Annotated in this window: 20 protein-coding genes; 6 read left to right on the top strand and 14 right to left on the bottom strand. The window is 65.6% G+C overall.

The genetic code is table 11. From position 1 onward, the window contains the following. Positions 1-57: 57 nt before the first annotated feature. The 6 genes from ON29_RS07075 to ON29_RS07050 form a co-directional block, all read right to left on the bottom strand. Positions 58-666: a TetR/AcrR family transcriptional regulator gene (locus ON29_RS07075; protein WP_040865352.1), complete on the bottom strand. Its 609-nt coding sequence runs from the start codon at positions 664-666 to the stop codon at positions 58-60. Between the two features lie 28 nt (positions 667-694). Beyond that, positions 695-1,117 (bottom strand): DoxX family protein, encoded by a 423-nt coding sequence (locus tag ON29_RS07070; protein WP_040865351.1) that lies wholly within the window; start codon positions 1,115-1,117, stop codon positions 695-697. Continuing rightward, a complete protein-coding gene (locus ON29_RS07065) occupies positions 1,114-1,629 on the bottom strand; it encodes a carboxymuconolactone decarboxylase family protein (protein WP_051174949.1) in 516 nt (171 codons plus the stop codon). Before ON29_RS07065 ends, ON29_RS07070 begins: the two co-directional genes overlap by 4 nt. Before the next feature lie 74 nt (positions 1,630-1,703). Next, on the bottom strand, positions 1,704-2,639 hold the full coding sequence (locus tag ON29_RS07060) for a fumarylacetoacetate hydrolase family protein (protein ID WP_063825254.1): 936 nt from the start codon (positions 2,637-2,639) through the stop codon (positions 1,704-1,706). Continuing rightward, positions 2,636-3,211, bottom strand: a complete 576-nt coding sequence (locus ON29_RS07055; RefSeq protein ID WP_040865350.1) for a VOC family protein — start codon at positions 3,209-3,211, stop codon at positions 2,636-2,638. Before ON29_RS07055 ends, ON29_RS07060 begins: the two co-directional genes overlap by 4 nt. After that, positions 3,208-4,851 (bottom strand): bifunctional 3-(3-hydroxy-phenyl)propionate/3-hydroxycinnamic acid hydroxylase, encoded by a 1,644-nt coding sequence (locus ON29_RS07050; RefSeq protein WP_051174948.1) that lies wholly within the window; start codon positions 4,849-4,851, stop codon positions 3,208-3,210. The genes ON29_RS07055 and ON29_RS07050 overlap by 4 nt, the downstream gene beginning before the upstream one ends. A gap of 228 nt (positions 4,852-5,079) precedes the next feature. On the opposite strand from ON29_RS07050, the gene ON29_RS07045 reads away from it, so the two are divergent. Continuing rightward, the gene (locus tag ON29_RS07045) at positions 5,080-6,279 is read left to right on the top strand and encodes an MFS transporter (RefSeq protein WP_040865349.1); all 1,200 of its coding nucleotides are present in this window, start codon (positions 5,080-5,082) and stop codon (positions 6,277-6,279) included. A gap of 1 nt (position 6,280) precedes the next feature. Here the strand turns inward: ON29_RS07045 and ON29_RS07040 are convergent, their stop codons facing one another. From ON29_RS07040 to ON29_RS07020, 5 genes are all read right to left on the bottom strand, one after another. Continuing rightward, a complete protein-coding gene (locus tag ON29_RS07040; protein WP_051174947.1) occupies positions 6,281-7,036 on the bottom strand; it encodes an IclR family transcriptional regulator in 756 nt (251 codons plus the stop codon). 260 nt (positions 7,037-7,296) lie between these two features. Beyond that, positions 7,297-8,250, bottom strand: coding sequence for an amidohydrolase family protein (locus tag ON29_RS07035; RefSeq protein ID WP_040865348.1), 954 nt, complete (start codon positions 8,248-8,250; stop codon positions 7,297-7,299). Between the two features lie 85 nt (positions 8,251-8,335). Next, positions 8,336-8,998: a CoA transferase subunit B gene (locus ON29_RS07030; RefSeq protein ID WP_040865347.1), complete on the bottom strand. Its 663-nt coding sequence runs from the start codon at positions 8,996-8,998 to the stop codon at positions 8,336-8,338. A 51-nt stretch (positions 8,999-9,049) separates the two neighbouring features. Continuing rightward, positions 9,050-9,808 (bottom strand): CoA transferase subunit A, encoded by a 759-nt coding sequence (locus ON29_RS07025; protein WP_085994842.1) that lies wholly within the window; start codon positions 9,806-9,808, stop codon positions 9,050-9,052. A gap of 12 nt (positions 9,809-9,820) precedes the next feature. Then, positions 9,821-10,522: a GntR family transcriptional regulator gene (locus ON29_RS07020; protein ID WP_040865345.1), complete on the bottom strand. Its 702-nt coding sequence runs from the start codon at positions 10,520-10,522 to the stop codon at positions 9,821-9,823. A gap of 170 nt (positions 10,523-10,692) precedes the next feature. Between ON29_RS07020 and ON29_RS07015 the strand changes: the two genes are divergently transcribed. The 4 genes from ON29_RS07015 to ON29_RS35645 all read left to right on the top strand — a co-directional run bounded on the left by ON29_RS07015 (position 10,693) and on the right by ON29_RS35645 (position 14,778). Further along, complete coding sequence (locus tag ON29_RS07015) at positions 10,693-11,547, top strand: fumarylacetoacetate hydrolase family protein (RefSeq protein ID WP_040865344.1); 855 nt, start codon at positions 10,693-10,695, stop codon at positions 11,545-11,547. Between the two features lie 28 nt (positions 11,548-11,575). Continuing rightward, positions 11,576-12,499 carry a VOC family protein gene (locus tag ON29_RS07010; protein WP_040865343.1) on the top strand — a complete coding sequence of 308 codons (924 nt, stop codon included), beginning with the start codon at positions 11,576-11,578 and terminating at the stop codon, positions 12,497-12,499. Then, entirely contained in the window at positions 12,489-14,099 is a 1,611-nt protein-coding gene (mhpA, locus tag ON29_RS07005; RefSeq protein WP_040865412.1) for a bifunctional 3-(3-hydroxy-phenyl)propionate/3-hydroxycinnamic acid hydroxylase MhpA, read from the top strand. The genes ON29_RS07010 and mhpA overlap by 11 nt, the downstream gene beginning before the upstream one ends. A gap of 178 nt (positions 14,100-14,277) precedes the next feature. After that, positions 14,278-14,778 carry a hypothetical protein gene (locus ON29_RS35645; RefSeq protein WP_157172680.1) on the top strand — a complete coding sequence of 167 codons (501 nt, stop codon included), beginning with the start codon at positions 14,278-14,280 and terminating at the stop codon, positions 14,776-14,778. Between the two features lie 179 nt (positions 14,779-14,957). Here the strand turns inward: ON29_RS35645 and ON29_RS33665 are convergent, their stop codons facing one another. From ON29_RS33665 to ON29_RS06985, 3 genes are all read right to left on the bottom strand, one after another. Beyond that, entirely contained in the window at positions 14,958-15,698 is a 741-nt protein-coding gene (locus ON29_RS33665; RefSeq protein ID WP_157172679.1) for a hypothetical protein, read from the bottom strand. 284 nt (positions 15,699-15,982) lie between these two features. Then, on the bottom strand, positions 15,983-16,426 hold the full coding sequence (locus tag ON29_RS06990) for a flavin reductase family protein (RefSeq protein ID WP_040865341.1): 444 nt from the start codon (positions 16,424-16,426) through the stop codon (positions 15,983-15,985). Positions 16,427-16,468: 42 nt separating this feature from the next. Next, complete coding sequence (locus ON29_RS06985) at positions 16,469-17,665, bottom strand: acyl-CoA dehydrogenase family protein (protein ID WP_051174945.1); 1,197 nt, start codon at positions 17,663-17,665, stop codon at positions 16,469-16,471. Positions 17,666-17,743: 78 nt separating this feature from the next. Between ON29_RS06985 and ON29_RS06980 the strand changes: the two genes are divergently transcribed. Then, on the top strand, positions 17,744-18,517 hold the full coding sequence (locus ON29_RS06980; RefSeq protein ID WP_245548851.1) for a GntR family transcriptional regulator: 774 nt from the start codon (positions 17,744-17,746) through the stop codon (positions 18,515-18,517). The last annotated feature ends 120 nt before the right edge of the window (positions 18,518-18,637 follow it).

Here is an 18,637-nt window from a genome sequence, read left to right as displayed (position 1 = left end):
GCGACTCGAGAGGCGTTTTCTCGGCCGACCCGGATTTCACGCGGCCGTAGGGTCGACTTACGCCTCGATCCAGGCCGCGATCATCCGCGCCGTCATATCGACCGCCTCCATCCGTTCGCGACTGTCGCCCTCCAAGGCCGACGCGCGCAATACCGCCGCAAAACCGGTATTGATCAAAACGAATGTCATCAATTCGTATTCATGATCGTCGCCCGGCCCGAGAATTTGAATCAACAGCACCTTGACCAACAGGCGCAGCCGAGGTTCGAACTCCGGGATACCACTGCTGTAGAACTGCACTCCCGCAACCAGTGCACGTACCAACTGCGCGTTGGCAACCAACTCGCCGGTGATTACTTCGAGAATGTCGGTAACGATCTCCACGATCGACTTTTCCGAGAGACCGAACACTCGCCGCGTGAACCGCCGCTCGATGGTGTCGAGCAACCGCTCGAGCAGCTCATCGACCAAGACAGAGCGATCAGCGAAGTACCGATAGACCGTGCCGATGCTCACCCCGGCCTCCACCGCGATCCGGTTCGTCGAGGTGTTGGCGATACCGCGCTCCCCGAACAACCGGGCGGCCGTGTCGAGGATGTGCTCCCTGGTCGCCTTCGCACGCTCCTGCGTCGGACGACGGCGCTGACCGACAGCCTTCGGCGGCATCGCGGCCTCCTGCTCAGAGATCCTCGGACTACCGCGAAGTCCCCGGGCTCGGTGGGATCGGCCGGGAATCCAGATAGCCGAAGACAAGGCCGGCCAGCATCGCGAGGTTCTTTTGGAACTGGATACGCTGCGCCTTTCGGACGTCAGGGTCGACGATGGTCCAGTACGGGTGACCCGCGACGGTGGTCGGTATCAAGGAGGCTGCGATCACGGCTGCGGCCGGGCCGGGGAACAGACCCATCGCGAAGAGAGTTCCGCCCACAGCTTGGATGGCGCCGTTGCCGCGCACAATCAGTTCGTCGTCTGCGGGGAGGGGGACGAGCTTGCGCATCGCCGCGAGGGTGCCCGCTGCCATCTCGACGCGTGGGCCCGGCGTGCGCGCGGCTTCCCAACCCAGGATCGCGTAGGTCGATCCTGTCAGGATGCGAGCGGCGGTACGGAGTAGGTTCATTGTGGACTTGCCTTCGTGCGAGGGGACCGGAAGATCGCGAGGTCGGATGAGTCTTCGAGTACAGGGGTACGCGCGAGGTTCATCACCATGGCCAGTGTCGAGTAGTACCCGGCCGTGACGACCAAGTCGATGACCCATTCCGCACCCAGACACGCGACAGCCTCGTCGTATGTCTCGTCATCGATCTCATTGGTATGCAACGACGCTGCGACGAGTCGGTGTGCGGTGAAGGCTCGGGTCTCGAGATTCTCGGGTTCCGCATCATGTGCGATCGCGTGGATGACAGGCTCCGGAACCCCTGCGGTTCGGGCCAGCGGCGCGTGATAGGCCCATTCGAAATCCTGATCTCGTGCGCGCGCGGTGAGCAATACCGCCATCTCGAAAAGATCCCGTGGAAGGGTACTTTCGAAGCGAAGGTATTGCCCTAGATGCTGTAGACGCGTCATCGCCACGGGACTGCGCAGCAGCGGGACGAACGGACCGAACACATCGCCGCGGGGACCGTCGGTCACGCTACGGACGGCCGCGCGTTGCTCGTCGGTGAGTGCGGAGACCGGCAGCGGCGGCAGCCGGTCGTGCCCGGAGCTCAGACCGTGCCCTCACGCAGCGGGATCGCCGGTGCGCCGGCGACGATGCGGTTCTCCAGCGTGCCGAGGCCCTCCACGGACGCCACTACCACGTCGCCTTCCTGCAGGAAGGGATACTCTTCCGCACTGTAGGTGCGGGAGAGTTCGTTGATGCAGCCGGTGCCACAGGTGCCGCTGCCGATCACGTCCCCAGGGCGGACCTCTGTCCCGCGAGAGGCATAGGCGATCATCTCCGCGAACGACCAGTAGACATCCGACCACACGGCTTCGGTGTATTTGCGCCCGTTGACCTCGCAACGCATGCTCAGCCGGTAGCCGGTGCCCTCCTTGAAGGGGGCGAGTTCGTCGGGGGTGACCAGCCAGGGACCGAGACCGGTAGCGGTGTCCTTGCCCTTGACCGGGCCCATGGACAGCGTCATCTCACGCTTCTGCAGGTCGCGGGCACTCCAGTCGTTGAGGATGCAGAAGCCGGCGATCAGTGGCTCGGCTTGTTCGGGTGTCAGGTCGCGACCGTACCCACCCACCACCGCGCCGATCTCCAGTTCGAAGTCGAATGCGTTGCTGCCGGGCGGAATCGGGATGTCGCCGCTTCCGGTGGCCGCGTATGGATTGGAGAAGTAGAAGACCGGGATCTGGTACCAGTCCGGGTCCATCTCCAAGCCACGCCAGGCCCGACCGGCGCGCACGTGCTGTTCGAAGGCGTAGAAGTCACGGATGGTCGGCGGTGTCGCGAGCGGCGACAGATACTGCACAGTCTCGGGGTCCACGACTTCACCGGTGGCGCCTCGGGCGAGGGCGGCTTCGGTCAAGGTCCGACCAGGATCGGTCAGCAGAGACTGGATATCGTCGATTTCCGCGAGCAGGTGGATACCGTCGGATTCGACGATACCGACGCGGATATCTCCAGTCGCGGTGCGGATTCTGGCCAGTTTCACTGTGCTGCTCCAGTGCTCGAGGAGGCGGGGTTGTTGTGCGAAGTGGTCCATTCGACGTAGGAGGGCTCGGTGAATCCGCTCTCGCCGTACTTCTCGACGGACGCACGTATCCGGGCGAGGAGCTCGTCCGTGTCGGTATCGAGGTCGATGTGTTCGACGAAGGGCTGGCGCGCCTGCATTCCGGTCTGCCAGTAGACCTCGCATCGATTTCCTTCGGGGTCGAAGAAGTAGACGCCGACGGCGTTGCCGTGCGAAACCACCATGTCCAGCTCGACGCCCTCGTCGCGGAAACGTCGGAAGAACCCGATAACGCTTTCCAAGGAGTCGCACCGGAACGAGACCTGCTGGATGAGTTGCGTGTCCGCAGCCGCGGTGCGACCGGTGGCCAGCAGGATTTCGTGATGTTCGGTGTCGGGCCGAGCCGACAGGAACCAGACGCCGAGTGCCTCGTCGTGATCGGTGACTGTGAGGCCGAGCGTCCGGGTATAGAACTCGAGCTGACGTGCGACATCATGACAGCGGATGCCGACGTGGCCGAGCTCGGCGATCGCCGGGTCGGATTCGGGATTCATCGAGCGCCTTTCGCGGTCGGTATGGGTAGGACTGTGTCGGAGCCGAGCAGGCGACGCAGCGCAGAGGCGGTGAATTCCGCTCGGGCGGAGCGGAAGACGGCGGCGACGTATCTGTCCGGACGGAGCAGGACGAAGCGGCCGGAGACGCCACTCAGCAGGTCTTCCAGCTCGCCATCGGCATCACCCACCGCGCGTGGGGTGGCATCCCAGCGCGGGCGGCGATCACCGAGGACTATCGAGAGGCGCTGGGCAGGCAGGTCATCGAACGCGGCGTTGGTGAGTGCCCAATCCGCTGCGGTGACGTCGACACCCAGCAGCGTGAATCCGGTGCCGAGCACCTCGTCGAGTCGGCTGGTCGAGCCGTCTGGGTGCAGGACGTTTGGTTGATCGAGGGGTCTCCCGACCAGTTCCTCCGTCTCGGGTCCGTCTCGGACCACCACGCCGACTGGTAAGCGCGGCTCGGGCAGGTAGTTCAGGTGCACGAGATAGTCACGCCAGCGCGGAATCCGCAGCATGACCGCGACGACAGTGTCTCGGACCACGGCGGCGAGCCGATTGCTCGTCATGACGATTCGGCCCTGCCGCACCGATGCCGTGACGGTGGCCTCGGTATGCGGTTTGCGTTCGGCCTCGTAGGAGTCCAGCAGCGTCGCAGCCGCTCGGCCGTGTGCCACGAGGCTCAACTTCCAGCACAAATTGGCGGCGTCGCGGATACCCGAGTTGAGGCCCTGCCCTGCGAACGGCGGCATCATATGCGCCGCGTCGCCGAGCAAGAACACCCGCCGGTCGCGCCAGCGATCCGCGACCAGGCCGGAGAACGTGTAGTTCACCGAACGTTCGACCTGGTCGGCCGTGATCGCTCGGTGCGGGGCGAGCAATCGCTCGATCAGCTCGAATGGGGGCCGTTCGCGCGCTGTTCCCTCACCCGGACGTAGCAGGAACTCGTAGCGGCAGCGCCCGTTTCCGCCGGGCACGATGACATAGGGGCGGTCGGGGACACCGAAGTGCATACTGCACCGGTCGTCGTGCTGGTCGCCGATTGTGTCGACGACCAGCCAGACGTCGCTGAAGCTTCGCCCGGTCATGGGGATTCCAGCGAGCTTGCGCACCGTGCTGCGGCCGCCGTCGCAGCCGAGCAGATAGTCGGCACGCAGTGTCTCCACGGTGTCCGTGCCGACTCGTCGTATATCGATGTCCACTCCGTCGGCGACATTGCGGTAGCCGATCAGTTCTGTGTCGAAGCGAAGCTGGGCGCGCTCGTGGAGTTGCAGTTGATCCAAGAGCAGCCGTTCCAATTCCGGCTGGGAGAATTGACTCTTCACCGCGTAGCCGTAGATGTAGGGTTTGCGCCCGCGGGCTTGGAACACGCGTTTGCCGTGGCGGTTGTGGAACCGGACGCCGGTGCCCGGCACCATGACCGCGTTGAGGCGGTCGCCCAGCCCGAGACCGTCGAGAACGCGCAGCGATTCCGCGTCCATGCTGATGGCTTTGGCTTCGTCACTGGTGGTCGCGTTGCGTTCGACCAGGATCACCTCGACACCCGCGGTGGCGAGCAGATTGGCGGCGGTCAGGCCGACCGGGCCGCCGCCGGCGATCACCACGCGGAACGGTGAGAGGACCGACGCTGTCGTGAGCTTCATTTTCCGGGGATTCCGATCTGAACTACGGGGTCTGCGATCCGGCCGCCGCGGCGGGCCGGGAGATGATCCGCGCGGCAATTCGTTCTGCCAAGCAGATCATGTTTCGCACAGTAGACGGTTCACGTGACAGCCGTCAAGCCTTGTCGCGTTCCAATAGCAGGTCTATGTTCTGTGTGACAGAACACAAGGAAGGCGGTTTCCACCGTGCGTATCGACCATTCAGAGGCCGTGGACGTTTCCATCGAAGCCAGATCACGTGGACGCACCAGACGCGGGGCACTGCCGTTCGGCATTGCGATCCTGGTCATCGAAGGCTGGGACCTCGGGGCGCTGGGCACCTCTGGACCAGCATTGCTCGACTCCGGCACGTGGGGGGCGACCGCCGGAACGTTGGGCTTCCTCGGCACCGTGTTGTCGCTGGGCATGCCATTCGGCGCGCTGCTCGCCGGTCGAATCAGTGACAGCTGGGGCACGCGCACGCCGGTGCTCATCGGGCTGGTCCTGGTGTCGCTCGGAATGACGGTGAGCGGCTTGGCGCCCAGCTTGGCGGTGTTCGCCGCAGGTCTGGCCTGCACCGGTTTCGCCGTCGGCGCGCTCACCACTCTCACGGTGACCTTCGTGGCGGAATCCGCTCCATCGCAGCGCCGTTCGTTTCATGTCGGCGCGGCGCAGTGCGGTGTCGCCGTCGGTGGCCTGATCGTCCCGTTCGTAGGTCGCGCCGTGCTGGACGACGTATCCTTTCAGGCGTTGTTCCTACTGGGCATTCTGGCGCTGGGGCTGATTCCGGCCTGCTTCTACGTGTTGCCGAGTGCCGTCGTGCCGGTCGCGGCCCGTACCGATTCGCCGGTCCGGGTGCTGCTCACCACGCCGTGGCGGCGACCTACCGTCCTGTTCGGCACCACGAGCATCCTGGTACTGCTGCTGGTTTCCGGCGTCGCCGTATGGCTGCCCACGCTGCTGGTGGAGCGCGGCTTCGATATGCGCTCGGCGCTGAGTTTCACTGTCGCCTTCAACGGCGGCGCGATCGCGGGCACCTTGGTGGCCGCCCTGGTCGCCGACCGCGGTCGCCCGAAGAGCACCGCCATCACCTGTCTCGGCTTCGCCTGCGTCGCCCTGCTCGCGCTCAGCGCTGTCGGTAGCACCTGGCTGGTACTACTGATGTCGGCGGTGGCCGGAGTAGGAACCTTCGGTACGCAAAACCTACTGAATGGCTTCATCGCTGGATCGTTCCCGCCCGAACTCCGAGGCACCGCTCTGGGTGTGACCATGGGGGTGGGTCGAGTCGGCGCGATCGTCGGTCCGGCATACGTCAGCATCGTGACAGGGTCGTTTGCCGGCTCGGGCGTGGGCTTCTACGCCCTGATCGTCCCAGCGGCGGCGGGCGTGGCGGTGCTGTGGATGGTCCGCACGCGCGATGGCGTGGCCTAGCTCAGAATCTCGGTGCGAGTTCGTCGGCCGTGGCACGAAGCCGCGTGCCGAGTTCGCTCAGGTCGTCGCCCAAGCGCCCGGCCGGTCCCGAGATGCTCAAGGCGAACCGAGCGTTTCCGTTCCGGTCGCATACCGTCACCGCGACGGCGTGCAGATCGGGTTCGCTTTCGGACATATTGGTGGCATAGCCCCGTTCACGGATCCGCTCCAGATCCGCGAACAGCGCGGCGCGCGTGCCGAGCGCCGCGCTGGTACCGCCACGCAGCCGCGTGCCGGGGTAGCGGCGCCGCAGTTCTTCCGGATCGAGGTGCGCAAGAAGGGCCTTCCCAGCAGCGGACGTATGGGCCGAGCTCCGTTGTCCGCTGCGCGCCGCCGCCCGGATCACATGTTTGCCTTCGACGCCGTCGAGGAACACCACCTCGACTCCCTCCAAGACCAGCAGATGAGCGGTCTCGCCGGTCTCGGCGGATAGTTTCTCGAGTACTGGCCGAATTTCCGCGCGCAGATCGACTGCTCCCATCACCGCCATGCCGAGTTCGACCAGACTCGCGCCCGGACCGTACGTCTTCGTCGCAGGGTCCTGACGCAGCAATCCACGCGCCTGCAGAGTGGTCAGCATCCGATGAGCGGTCGAACGCGCGACCCCGAGGTCGCGGGCGACATTGGCTACCCGCAGGGCCGGACTGTCCAGCAGCATCAACAGGATTCGAGCGGCGTTGTCGACCGACTCGATCGGATAGCTCGCCGGCGCAGACACCGAAGTCCTCCAGAATCTCAGGTCAACTGTTCTGGAGAGCATAACACCGGCCGCTCATTGACCGAGAAGCGCCGAATGCTGCCGAGTCCCGGCGGACGGGCACCGAGGTCCGCCGACTCCCGCGCGCGACTGCCATCGTCTCGAAACGTCGAACGCCGCCGGGTGAGCAGACGGCAATGCTCACCCGGCGGCCGACACCCGCACCGCTGCCGGGCCAGCGCAGCGCGGGAGTATTGCGGGGCCCGGCACGGGCCGGGCGCTCAGTGACCGGTCGAGGCCACCGCGAACAATCTCGCGGCATTGCGATGCATGACATCCGCGTTCAGCGATCCCGCCAACAGCAGCGAATCAGAAAGCGCCATAGCACTTTTCACGCATTCGTGCAGCGGAGTGAACGGCCAGTCACTGCCATAGTGCAGACGTCGCGGATCGGCGACGCTCAGCAGCGCGGGCAGCATCTCCGGCAGCGGCATACCCGCCAGATCGAAGTGCATTCGCCGCAGCGCTCGCCGCATGGGTTCAATCTTGCCGACGGACTTCGCGCCGATGACGTCGATGCGCGAGGCCAGGACGGGGAGCACAGCACCCGCGTGCGGCACGATGACCCGCAGATCGGGATAGCGCTCGAGGGTGCCCGACAACACCATGTCGCTCACCGTCCGAGTGGTGTCGAAAAGGAACTCGAGCATCGGACGGGGGTAGGGCAGCGCCGGCGCGGAGCCGGTGCAGGGCGCGGCCGGACTAGTGGGATGCAGGAACAGCACCGCCGCACGGCGGTCGAGTTCCTCGAATACCGGCGCCATCCGCTCGCTGCCCAGATACACGCCGTCGATATTGGTTTCGAACACCACTCCGGCTGCGCCGAGTTCATCAAACGCATAGGAGATTTCGGCGAGTGCGCCGTTAATGTCGGGCAGCGGCGTGGAGGCGAAGAACCCGAAGCGTCCAGGATGCGCCCGAGCCAGTCGCGCACCCTCCTCGTTCACCCTGCGCGCGAGTCGACGAGCCGCGGCGTCGTCGCCGAAGTGCACGCCGGGCGAGGAGATGGACAGATAGGACGTGGTCACACCCAGTTCGTCCATCGCGACCAGGGCCGCGCCCTCCGTCCATGCCGGTATGCCCCAGATGCCGTCGGGCCGGGAGTGCCCGTTGGCGACAAGCGCCTCGCGATAGAACTCGGGCAGGTAGTGGCAGTGCACGTCGATTCTGTTCATAAGCCGGTCCTGTGCATACAGTCCAGCCTTCCCGACCGCAGATCATAGCGGAAATCAATCATCAGTATCCGAGTATCAGTCGAAGTTATGAGCCCGAAGCACGGGCCGGGCTGTATTCGGCCACGCTCACCTCGGCTGCCGTACGGGCTCGAAGCTCCTCGACGGTGACCTCGGGGGCCAGTTCCCGCAGGACCAGCCCCGAAGGGGTGCTGTCGAGGACCCCGAGGTCGGTGATGATGCGGTGCACCACACCGACTCCGGTCAGTGGCAGCGTGCACTCGGCCACGATCTTCGGGCTGCCGTCTTTGGCGTTGTGCTCGGTCAGCACGATTACCCGGCGCGCTCCGTGCACGAGATCCATGGCCCCGCCCATGCCCTTGATCATCTTGCCCGGGATGGACCAGTTGGCGAGATCGCCGGTGGCCGACACCTGAATCGCTCCGAGGATGGCCACATCGAGATGTCCACCGCGGATGATGCCGAATGACAAGGCGGAATCGATATAGCTTCCGCCCGTGCGCAGGGTCACGGTCTCCTTCCCCGCGTTGATCAGATCCGGATCCTCGTCGCCGGACATGGGATACGGCCCGACGCCGAGAATTCCGTTCTCGCTGTGTAAGACGACGGACATATCGTCGGGTACATAGTTCGGCACCAGGGTCGGCAAACCGATTCCGAGGTTGACGTACTGGCCATCGGTCAGTTCCCGCGCGGCGCGGGCGGCCATCTCGTGTCGAGTCCAGGGCATGGGTGATCCTCGTTCGTTCGATGAAAGGTGTCGGCGGCGCGGTTTCCGCGGCTAGGCCGGAAGGGGCAGCTGTACGGTGCGCTTCTCGATGCGCTTGTCCACATCGGCGACCGGGACCACTCGCTGGACGAAGACACCGGGCACGTGCACCCGACCGGGCAGAATCTCTCCTGGCTCCACCAGCCGCTCGACCTCCGCGATGGTGATCTTTCCGGCCATCGCACACAACGCGTTGAAATTGCCCGCGGCGGCGTTGAATACCAGATTGCCGTGGCGATCGCCGAGCGCTGCGTGCACCAATGCGAAGTCGGTGCGGATGGCCGACTCCAGGATGTAGTCACGGCCGTCGAAGGTCCGCACCTCCTTGGCTGGAGCATGGACGACGGTCGATCCGTCGGGCGCGTAGCGCAGCGACATGGTGCCGTCGGCGACCGGCGTCCCGAGACCCGCGGGGGTGTAGAAGGCCGGGATGCCGCAGCCGCCGGCGCGCAAGCGTTCGGCCAGACTCCCCTGCGGTGTCAGCTCGACTTCCAGTTCTCCGGAGAGGTATCGGCGCGCGAACTCCTTGTTTTCTCCCACGTAGGACGCGGTGACGCGGCGGATCTGGCCCGCTGTCAGCAGCCGCCCGAGCCCCCAGTCGTCGACGCCGCAGTTGTTGGACACCACGTCCAGGTCGATGACCCCCGATGCCTCGAGCGCCTCGATGAGGATCTCCGGGATGCCGCAGAGCCCGAATCCGCCGACGGCGAGTGTCGCACCGGACGGGATGTCGACTACCGCTGCCGAGGGATCGCTCACCGTCTTGTCCATCAGGGACTCTCCTTAGTCGCTGTCGGCCTCCGCCGAGTTCGGTTGATCGGGTGCGCAACTGATCAACAATTGCGCGGTGTGCGCGATGTGGTCGCGCAGCAGGTCCTGGGCACGGTCGGCATCGCGGGATACCGCCGCGTCCAGAAGTTCGCGGTGTTCGCCGGGCACATCCCGGTCCGGCTCGTTGCCGAAGGACACCGACCACTGCAGATACAGCTCGGCCTCCTGCCGGAGGGCGCGAGCGGTGTCGAGCAGCCGCCGATTACCGCAGCCCGCCAGCAGCGCGTTGTGGAAGGCCGCATGAGCGGTCGACCACTCGTCGGTGGGATGACTCGGCTCGGCCGGGTCGCGATATCGCGTTCGTTCCAGGAAGTGGTGTGCCGCGACGGCATCCGCTTCCCAGCGCATATCTCCCTCCAGCACCGACAGCCGTAGCACCAGGGATTCGATCTCGACCCGCGCCTGGGTGAGTTCGGCGAGATCTCGATGCGACAGCGGCCGCACCAGAAACCCCTGGTGCGCCTTGGTGGTTACCAAGCCTTCGGCCGCCAGTTTGGTCAGCGCCTCCCGGGCCGCGCCGACACTGACCTTGTAGTGCTCGGATAGCTCCGGGAACTTCAGTCGCTCCCCCGGCACCAGCCGACCGCCCAGGATGTCGCCGCGTAATGCCTGGTAGATGCCGTCCGCGCGGGTCGTCCCGCCACTCTTCGCCATGCACCAACGCTAGCACTATACGAAACATGATCGTACAATCAAAAGCAACTTGTATTTTCGAAACTACGCCACTATTTTCGAAAGTGACTTCGTGCACATCGCCTTCCGCGCAGCACGTCATTGCCAGGGCGGCCATCGCGCCCGCCCTTCGATCCAGGGAGTAGAGCATCGTGCGTTTCGCCAATATCCGTGAGCGGCTAGTGCTGGTGACCACCGACGACCGGACGGTCGACATCGAGCGGGCCAGCGACGGCCGTTTCAGCGCGCGCATCCAGGACGCGTACGAGCGCTGGGACGAATTGCTGGAGTTCTGCGGCACACTCACCGCATCGGAGGCGACGACCCTGGCTGATCACGATCCCGCCCACTTCGGCAATCCTGTCCCCGCTCCGCGCCAGGTTTTCGCCATCGGCCTGAACTACGCCGAGCACGCCGCCGAGTCGAACTTCGCGGTTCCGGAAGAACCACCGGTGTTCACGAAGTTCGTGTCCTCGCTCGCCGGGCCGTACGGCGTGGTATCGCTGCCCGCGGGCAAGGTCGACTGGGAGGTCGAGCTGGTCGTGGTGATCGGACGCGCCGGCCACCGGATCGCCGCCACCGACGCCTGGAATCACGTTGCGGGGGTGTCCGTCGGACAGGATCTTTCGGAGCGGGACCGGCAGCGGGTGGGCCCATCACCCCAGTTCAGCATGGGCAAATCGCACCCGGGATTCGGCCCCATCGGACCGCTGCTGGTCACGCCGGACGAATTCGAGAACCCCGACGACATCGAATTGGGCTGCCTGATCAACGGCGAACAGATGCAGAAAGGCCGCACCCGCGACATGGTGTTCCCGGTGCCCGAACTGATCGCCCGATTGTCGGCCATCACCCCGCTGCTGCCCGGCGACGTCATCTTCACCGGCACTCCCTCCGGTGTGGGCATCGGCCGCATACCCGAGCGCTATCTCGCGCCCGGTGACGAATTGGTGAGCTACGTCCGCGGTGTCGGCGAGATGCGTCACCTCATGGCTACCGGTCTCTGACCCCGCACAACATTCTCAGGAGCTGGCAATGGCGCTGCACCGACTGTCCTCGGTCACCATCGGGGTCCCCGATCCGACCTCGACGCGCAACTATTACACCGAGTTCGGGCTCACCCCTGAATCCGATGGCTGGCTGGGCACCCGCGACGGCGGCAACCAGCTCCGCCTGATCACCACGCCGACCCGTCGTCTGGTCGAAATCGCCATCGGCGCCGATGATCCCGATGATCTCGATACCGCCGCGGCAAGGCTGCGCGCACTGGATCTTCGGGTTTATCGCGGCGAGGACACGATCATGGCCGAGGAACCGGTGGCCGGGTTCCGGGCGGTCGTGCGCATCGCCGACCGGATCACCCAGCCCGAGGCTCCCGCCCCGTCGTACAACGGGCCCGGCCGCATCGAACGCACCGGCTTCCGCGCACCCGGAGTGCTCCGAGAAGATCCGGTGCGCCCGCGCAAGCTGGGCCATGTGGTGATGGGCTCGGTCGACTACGAGGCGACCCGACGATTTTTCACGCAAGGATTGGGTTTCAAGATCTCCGACGAGATCAAAGATCATGGCGCGTTCTTGCGCTGCTCCACCGATCACCACAATGTTCTAGTCCTGAAAGCACCCGTCAACTTCCTGCACCACACCTCATGGCAGGTCGACGACGTCGATGACGTGGGTCGCGGTGCGACGGCCATGCTCGAGGCCGACGCCGACCGGCATGTGTGGGGGTTGGGCCGTCATCACGCGGGCTCGAATTTCTTCTGGTATCTCAAGGATCCGGCAGGCAACTTCTCCGAGTACTACTCCGACATGGACTGCGTGGTCGATGACCAGCTGTGGACACCGGAGGTGTTCGAGGGTGCCAAGGGTTTGTTCAATTGGGGTCCGCCACCGCCGCCGTCGTTCCTGCAACCGGAGGATCTCGCCGCCCTGATGACCGGTGCCCACCATGCACAGTAGTGACAGCACCGTTTACGACGTCGCCGTTGTCGGGTACGGCCCGGTCGGGCAGCTGCTGGCTCGGCTGCTCGGCCGTCAGGGGCACCGCGTACTGGTGTTGGAGCGCTGGCCGCGCCCCTACGACCGGCCCAGGGCGGTGCATTTCGACCACGAGATCGGGCGCATCTTCCAAGCGGCCGGTATCGCCGAGGAGGTCATGGCGATCACCGACCCGGTTCCCGATTTCTACGAGTGGCGCAACGCCGACGGCGACAGCCTGGTTCGTATCGACTGGAGCGGGATCGGGCCGAGCGGATGGCCGACCGCCAATTTCTTCTCCCAGCCCGATCTGGAGCGTGTGCTCGCCGCGGCCGCGGAATCGGAGCCGACGGTCACCGTTCTGCGCGGCCATCAGGTGACCGGCCTCGCGAAGGGTAGGGACCACGTCGAGCTGCACGCCCGCACCGATTCGGCGGGTACGCGCGAATTCCGCGCTCGCTGGGTGGTCGGAGCCGACGGCGCGAACAGCTTCGTACGTCAGCACCTGCCCGGAGACACCACCGATCTGGGCTTCTTCTTCGACTGGCTGATCGTGGATGTACTGCCGCACGAGGAACGCCAGTGGTCTCCGATGAATTGGCAGTTGTGCGACCCCGCCCGCCCCACGACCATCGTCTCCGGCGGTCCGGGGCGGCGGCGGTGGGAATTCATGCGATTGCCCGACGAAACCGTCGACGAACTCAACACCCTGGACACGGCGTGGCGGCTGCTGTCGCCGTGGGGACGTCATCCCGGCAACACCACCATCGAGCGGCACACCGTCTACACCTTCCAGGCTCGTTGGTCCGACACCTGGCGAGCGGGTCGCCTTCTCTTGGCCGGGGACGCCGCACACCTGATGCCTCCTTTCGCCGGCCAGGGCATGTGCTCGGGACTCCGTGACGCGATGAATCTGTCCTGGAAGCTCGACTTGGTGCTGCGCGGTAGCGCCGTCCCGAATCTGCTGGACACCTATTCCAGTGAGCGAGCGGCGCATGTTCGCCATGCTGTCGACATGTCCATGGCGCTGGGCGAGGTGATCTGCGTCCTGGACGCGGACGAGGCCGCGCGGCGCGACGAGCGCATGATCGCAGGCGCCGCCGATCCAGCCCGGGTGCTTCCCGCAGGTGCTCCGCCGGTATTGGGAGACGGTGTGCTGCAATATGATTCAAACCGGCGCCGACTCTCCACGGTCGGACATCTGACCCCGCAGTACCGCCTCCGCCACGGCGGGATCACCGCGCTGCTCGACGATCTCACCGGATACGGCTTCACCGTCCTCACCGACGGGAACTGTGCCGAGCACGCGTTCGACGATTCCCAGTGGGCATTCCTCGATGAAATCGATGCCACGGTAGTGCCGCTGACCCCCAACGGGGCCTCGGACACCTGGGCCGATATCGATGACGCCTATCTGCCGCACATGCGCGAGCACGGGCATATCGCCGCAATCATCCGACCTGATTTCTATCTATACGGAACCGCTCGCACCACGGCGGAATTGAGCGAGCTCGTCGATCAGCTCCGGGAGCAACTGCGGCAGGTGGGCGGGGACCGCGAGCCCGCGATGCCGAGCCGCTGATCACAGATGTCGTTACTCCGATGACACTGTCACCGACCTGGGGGCTGAAGTACACGGGCCGGCGATGCCGCTGCGGCGGCTCGTCGGCACGGGTATGGATTAGGCGGACGCCAGAGAGCTGTATTGGCGCGTGCGGACCGGTCGGCGATGGACGGATGCGGCATCCGAACTGGGTGAGGTGAACGCGCAACGCGCCGACGCAGCGTCGGCGCGTTGCCATTTACTCAGCGCGCGCGATTGGCATCTGCGCGCATCGACCTACCTGCTCACCGATCGTCGGCTACGACCCGCGGTCGGCATCTGGGGCGCCGACATGGGAGGCACCCTGGCCGCGCTGGTCGGCGCCACCGACGAAGGAATCGCCGCCTGCTGCGTCAACAGCCGCACGACTCGACCAGTCGAGGGCCTCGATGGCGGCCCGCGAGTCGTCACCGCTGTTATTGCGATGCTCGGTCTTCACGACCCTGCCGAGGCTCACTCCGCCCTGGAACCGTTCACGCTGACCCAAGATCTGCTGGGCGACCCACTCTGTCCGCTGCTGGTACTGCACGCACGGCGGACCGCGTCTTCTCCATCGAGAACGCACGTGCCTTTTTCCAGGGAGCGGCGAGTCCTGACAAGAGATTCCGTGCGTGGGCCGATGGTGCTCACTGCTTGTTCGAACACTCTCACGAGGTGAACACCTTTGTCGCCGATTGGCTCACCGATCGGCTCTACGACGCACGATGACCGCACCGATCGAGGTGAATCACACCCGGTCCCGTGCTAGTGAGGATCCTGCACGACGGCAAAACAACGAGGCCACCGGACATATCGTCCGGTGGCCTCGGTCATCTCACCGCGATCCCTTCAGCGGCGTCAGCTCGCGGTCGCGGCAGACGGAGCCGGCGGGGCCGCGGGCCGCGGCGCGTTGAGCGTCTGATTCATTTGCGCCAACGCGGCGATGCCGACCGGGATGCCGACCACGGCTGCGCCGACTACGCTGCCCACCGCGATGCCGAATCCCGCACCGGCCATGCAACCCGCCATGGCGGCGGGCAGGGTGAGAGTGCCCATGCTCACCGGAAACAACAGGGTGCCGCCGGTAACCGCGCCCAGCAGGCAGCCACCGGTGCCGCCGATGATGCCGCCTGCCATACCGCCCACGCCCGAAGCGAGACCGAACTGGGTGGCGACCACGCCCAGCGCCCGATTGAAGGTTTCCTGCGAGTCCGGCGCCTCCGCGACGTCACCGGCCACAGATACGGTTGTCACCTGTTCGGGGACCTCCGTGGGAGCCTGCGCGGCGAGGGTTTCCTCGGAGAATTGGTCGCCCACCACGGTATTGCCCTGTGCGTCGCGCACGTCGAATCGCCCGCCCTGGGTGGTCAGCGAGCCGAGCGGCGTGCTGATAGCGACAGAGCCGTCGGCGAGGTTGCTGCTGTACTCGATCCCGGGCAGGATCTGTGTGCGCAGTGCCTCGGCGCCCTGCACGGCCGCGACCGGTTCGGTAACCGGCTCGGTCACCGGGTCCGCCAGCGCGGTTGCGGCGGCGCCGGTCGTCATGGCGAGCGCGATGGCCGCGGCGGCGGCCGCCCTGGCGTGTTTCCTCGAGGTCATCATTGGCCTCATCTCCAATCTCGGATTTCTGCGATTCCGGGCGGGCGATCCGCTCGCCGCCAGAGGCGATTTCATCCCGCGGACGCCGAGATGGCGATCCAGTGTGCCCGGTACCACTTCGCTGCATGTTCTGCTGCGTGGATCACATTCTGAACAGTAGACACATGACCCGAGTCACGTCAAGGTGTGAGATTCTGTTCCTCATTACATGTTCTGCAACACAGAACACTTGGTATCAGTGGCGCAGCACCGATACCGGGTGTCCCGGCCTATGCCCGCTACCCTCAGGCATAGGCGGAATGGGTTCCGAACCTCCGGTACCCGTAGACGAGCGGCGCAGCGGTCCGCGTTTCGGCGCTCTGCACCTCGCCGAGCAACAGCATGTGGTCGCCCCCGTCGACCGCGCGCACCAACCGGCACGCCATCCAGCCCGGCGCTTCAGTCAACCGGGGCAATCCGTCATCGAAGCGCCACCCGATACCGTCGAATCGATCGGAATCACGGCGCGCGAAGCCGACCGCGATCTCGTCGTGCCCGTGCCCCAGGACATTCACGCCGAATCGACGGGTGCGCAGAATCGTGGCAAGCAGCGTCGATCGGCGATCTAGCGCGGCGGTGATCATCGGTGGCGACAGCGACAGCGACGCGAACGAGCTGACGGTTGCGCCGAAAGGAGCCTCCCCCTCGGCAGCGGTCACGACGGTCACCGGACCGCACACACCCGCCATGAGATCACGAAAAGTATCCTCGGATAACGTTTTCGGCTCCGCTCAGGTGAAGTTTCGAGTAGGGTGCGGTTCGGTCGCTCGGCCGAGCAGAATTCGCCCGGCCTGGGTGAGGATCCCGTCCTCGTCGATGGTCAAGTGGGCTAGCATGACGTCGACGTCCCGCAGGAAATGCTGGGTGTGGTCGCTGGTGCGGTAGATCGCCGCCCCGGAACCGCGCACGGCCAGTCGGATCGCTTCTGCCGCCAGTCTGCCGATGGACAAACAGTCGAGTTTGAGCTGTGCGCGCAGCTCATCGCCGAGGCGCTCCCCGGTCGCCGCATTGGCCGATTCGGTTGTGCGGACGGCGGCGTCGAGGACCGCCTGAGCGGACCGTAGCTGGGAGAAAGCCCGGGCGTACCGAACCTGGCCGGTCGCCGTATCACCGGTCAGCTGACCGCTGTAGGCGGCGCGCCGAGTGTCCAGGCGCGACCGGTAGTCATCGACAATGGTCTCCGCCGCGCCGAGCAGGAGCGAGGGCACCAGGAAGACCAGCAGATCGCGGACGTCGTAGGTGTACAACGGCTCCGGATACAGTTCCGCGCCAGGGTTGTCACGGCCGGGTGCGGTGCCGAGGTCGAGGGAAAATGCCTCGGCGACGAACTGCTCGCGCACGATGACGTCATTGCTGCCCGTGCCCTTCATGCCCGCCATATGCCAGGTATCGGGTACCTCGACCTGATCGCGGGCCAGCATGAACAGCCGAAGCTCGTTCTCTCCCTCGATTCTGCCGGCAAGCTGCACCCAGTCGGCATTGAGCACGCCCGAGCAGTACCCCCAGCGCCCGGACAGTTTGTAACCGCCCGCTACGCGCTCAGCTCTACCGGGCGGGTTCACCGCGATCGCCACGAGTTGCGGCCCGTCGGCGAAGACCTGGCGTTGGATCCCTTCCGGCCACCGCGCCAACATGTAGTTGTGGGCTGCGAAGAAGGCCATCGTCCAGGCGGCCGACGGATCGCCCCCCGCTAAAGCCCTCAGCACGTCGACGAATTCGCGGACGCCACCGCCCGCGCCACCGAGTTCGCGCGGTAGCAGCAACGAGAAGATCCCGCATTCGACGCCGTCGCGCATGGTGGCTTCCGGCAGGTAGCGCATCTGCTCCGTTTCGGCGATGCGTTCGCGCAGTCTCGGAGCGAGTTCGTGGGCCCGCTTCACCACGTCCGCGGCGGTTGTGGTCGCTCGTGGGTCCAGTACGTCTTCCATTTCTCTCCTGTCGCCATCGGCGGGCACCCGAGATCCTCCGATCCGCCGCTGTGGTACGCCTCATACGATACCGAAGATATGCGCATCTTTAGTACAAATTCGAAAGTTGTACAGATATGCGAGCGTTTAGATCTCGGATACTCTGCTCACATGGCCAAGGTGAAGGGTTCGGGCACGCGTGCCGACGCGGTAACCGCGGCGATCCGCGCGGACATCCTGGGCGGGCGGTTGACGCCTGGACAGCGGCTGACCTTTCCGGAACTCGGTGCCAGACATGGAGTCAGCGTCGGCGTCCTGCGCGAGGCGCTGGCGAGACTGGTCGAGCACGGCATCGTCAAGACGGTGAGCAACCTCGGCTTCAGCGTCATCCCACTGTCGGCGCGCGACCTTGCCGAGCTGACGCTGGTGCGGACCCTGACCGAACCGCAGTTCCTGCGTCAGTCGGTACGCGACGGCTCGGTACGTTGGGAGTCGGATGTCGTCGCGGCGCATCATCTTCTGGAACGCACGCCGTACTCCGAGGAATCCGGGGCACCGTTCAGCGAGGCGTGGAGCGAGGCCCACACCGCATTCCATATGGCGCTCATTTCGGGATGCTCGAATGTCTACATGCACGACGGCACGACACGGCTGCGTGATGTGACGGCCATCTACCGACGTTGGTCCCCATCGGGGCCGACCGAGGACGCGCTCGAGCGCACCGCCGACGAGCACAGGGGGCTCGTCGATGCCGCCTTGGCCCGCGACGCGGACCGGGCGGAAAGACTACTGCGTGAACACATTCAGCGTGCCGCCGACGACATCATCATCGCCCCGCAGTTCGACGAGGAATACACGGCCGCGCGCGGCTGAGCACGGTTCGCCACACCATCGCCGAACGGCGCGTACGAGTCCGCGAAACCCGAGTGCCGACCGGTCGCAGCGCGGCGCGCGCCGCGGGTGTGGTCACGGCGGTGGTGGGCGGTGACGCAG

The organism is Nocardia exalbida NBRC 100660, assembly GCF_000308575.1.
Classification (GTDB): Bacteria; Actinomycetota; Actinomycetes; order Mycobacteriales; family Mycobacteriaceae; genus Nocardia; species Nocardia exalbida.
This window is presented reverse-complemented; position numbering and strand designations above follow the sequence as displayed.

What these genes read in the sequence shown, in the direction of transcription:
- ON29_RS07075 (WP_040865352.1), bottom strand. Translation starts at nt 666, where the DNA reads ATGCCGCCGAAGGCTGTCGGTCAGCGCCGTCGTCCGACGCAGGAGCGT.
- ON29_RS07020 (WP_040865345.1), bottom strand. Translation starts at nt 10,522, where the DNA reads ATGGCGAAGAGTGGCGGGACGACCCGCGCGGACGGCATCTACCAGGCA.
- ON29_RS07055 (WP_040865350.1), bottom strand. Translation starts at nt 3,211, where the DNA reads ATGAATCCCGAATCCGACCCGGCGATCGCCGAGCTCGGCCACGTCGGC.
- ON29_RS06980 (WP_245548851.1), top strand. Translation starts at nt 17,744, where the DNA reads ATGCGCATCTTTAGTACAAATTCGAAAGTTGTACAGATATGCGAGCGT.
- mhpA (WP_040865412.1), top strand. Translation starts at nt 12,489, where the DNA reads ATGCACAGTAGTGACAGCACCGTTTACGACGTCGCCGTTGTCGGGTAC.
- ON29_RS06990 (WP_040865341.1), bottom strand. Translation starts at nt 16,426, where the DNA reads ATGGCGGGTGTGTGCGGTCCGGTGACCGTCGTGACCGCTGCCGAGGGG.
- ON29_RS07050 (WP_051174948.1), bottom strand. Translation starts at nt 4,851, where the DNA reads ATGAAGCTCACGACAGCGTCGGTCCTCTCACCGTTCCGCGTGGTGATC.
- ON29_RS07010 (WP_040865343.1), top strand. Translation starts at nt 11,576, where the DNA reads ATGGCGCTGCACCGACTGTCCTCGGTCACCATCGGGGTCCCCGATCCG.
- ON29_RS07025 (WP_085994842.1), bottom strand. Translation starts at nt 9,808, where the DNA reads ATGGACAAGACGGTGAGCGATCCCTCGGCAGCGGTAGTCGACATCCCG.
- ON29_RS07030 (WP_040865347.1), bottom strand. Translation starts at nt 8,998, where the DNA reads ATGCCCTGGACTCGACACGAGATGGCCGCCCGCGCCGCGCGGGAACTG.
- ON29_RS07070 (WP_040865351.1), bottom strand. Translation starts at nt 1,117, where the DNA reads ATGAACCTACTCCGTACCGCCGCTCGCATCCTGACAGGATCGACCTAC.
- ON29_RS06985 (WP_051174945.1), bottom strand. Translation starts at nt 17,665, where the DNA reads ATGGAAGACGTACTGGACCCACGAGCGACCACAACCGCCGCGGACGTG.
- ON29_RS33665 (WP_157172679.1), bottom strand. Translation starts at nt 15,698, where the DNA reads ATGACCTCGAGGAAACACGCCAGGGCGGCCGCCGCCGCGGCCATCGCG.
- ON29_RS07035 (WP_040865348.1), bottom strand. Translation starts at nt 8,250, where the DNA reads ATGAACAGAATCGACGTGCACTGCCACTACCTGCCCGAGTTCTATCGC.